The sequence below is a fragment of the Proteus sp. G4380 genome, from assembly GCF_963885725.1.
GTDB lineage: Bacteria > Pseudomonadota > Gammaproteobacteria > Enterobacterales > Enterobacteriaceae > Proteus > Proteus mirabilis.
This window is the reverse complement of record NZ_CAWPAV010000059.1, coordinates 1-1,357: the sequence shown is the minus strand read 5'-3', so window position 1 is coordinate 1,357 and position 1,357 is coordinate 1. Positions and strand designations below refer to the sequence as shown.

1 protein-coding gene, 1 tRNA gene and 1 rRNA gene are annotated in these 1,357 nt (G+C 39.8%); all 3 read left to right on the top strand.

Features of this window, described 5'->3' with window-relative positions; genetic code table 11:
- The first annotated feature begins 124 nt into the window (after window positions 1–124).
- Window positions 125–240 (top strand): 5S ribosomal RNA (rrf, locus tag AACU98_RS05105).
- A gap of 51 nt (window positions 241–291) precedes the next feature.
- Window positions 292–368, top strand: a tRNA-Asp gene (locus AACU98_RS05100).
- A gap of 227 nt (window positions 369–595) precedes the next feature.
- The coding region (locus tag AACU98_RS05095; RefSeq protein WP_161735642.1) for an endonuclease/exonuclease/phosphatase family protein at window positions 596–1,357 on the top strand (762 nt) is incomplete at its 3' end.

Sequence of the window (1,357 nt, the reverse complement as noted above, 5' to 3'; positions counted from 1 at the left end):
GGCTTAACCTGACAACACCGAAAGTGTTTTGTCAGAGAGACGAAACGATGAAGTCAGCTTGTTCAAGATTGAATTACTGGCGACTTACCGAAAGGAAAGAAGCGAGTGATTAAAACCGAATTTGCTTGGCGGCCATAGCGCGGTGGTCCCACCTGATCCCATGCCGAACTCAGAAGTGAAACGCCGTAGCGCCGATGGTAGTGTGGGGTCTCCCCATGTGAGAGTAGGGAACTGCCAAGCATTAAATTAAAGCCTTAATGTAAAAAGACATTAAGTGCGTAAAGAATAAGCGGAGCGGTAGTTCAGTTGGTTAGAATACCTGCCTGTCACGCAGGGGGTCGCGGGTTCGAGTCCCGTCCGTTCCGCCAACACATAAGAAAACCTAAGTCTAATGACTTAGGTTTTTTTTTGTTTAAAATTTAAAGTTGTCTACATTACCAGTGCTTATTTCATAATAATTCACCATTAAAGCTATTTTTTACAAAAATAGTTACACTTATTTATCATTATATTCTTTAAAAGGGTGAGGGGAGATCCCAGCTTTGGTATACTAGATAGGTAGCAAGAGATCCTATTGGTTATCTGAGGTTGCTTAATGGCGAAAAAACCGACTTATTCAGTACGTTTTGTAGCAGGTCAACCTGTAGAAAGGATTGAACCTAGTCTACCTTTAGGCCAAATAGAAGAGATGCTACCGATTGGGATGCCACTATATACAGAAGGCACTTTAAAAATTGCTGTTTGGAATATTTACAAACAGCAACGGGTCAATTGGCGTAGTATGCTGGAAACGCTTGCCACCGATACTCAACTATTACTTTTACAAGAAGCGCAAACAACACCTGAATTAGTTCGTTTTGCGGGTAAAAACCATTTAATTGCTGATCAAGTTCCTGCTTTAGCCTTTCAACAGCACCCTGCGGGTGTTATGACCTTATCAAGTTCTCATCCTATCTATTGTTGCCCATTAAGAGAAAAAGAGCCTTTTTTAAGGCTTGCTAAATCTGCATTAATTACGGTTTATCCACTTATTACTGGTGAGCATTTAATGGTGATAAATGTACACGCGATCAATTTTAGTTTCGGTGTTGATGTTTATCAAAGACAATTAAACAGCTTATCGACTCATATCATCGATCATAAAGGGCCTGTTATTTTGGCGGGGGATTTTAACGCCTGGAGTCGTCCAAGAGTTAATGTGTTAAAGCGTTTTGCTAGAAGATTAAAACTTAAAGAAGTGATCTTTGAAAAGGATTTACGCACTCGCGCTTTTGGTAAGCCACTTGATTATATATTTTATCGTGGATTATCACTAAATAAAGCGGAAATCTTAATCACAGATGCATCTGATCATAAT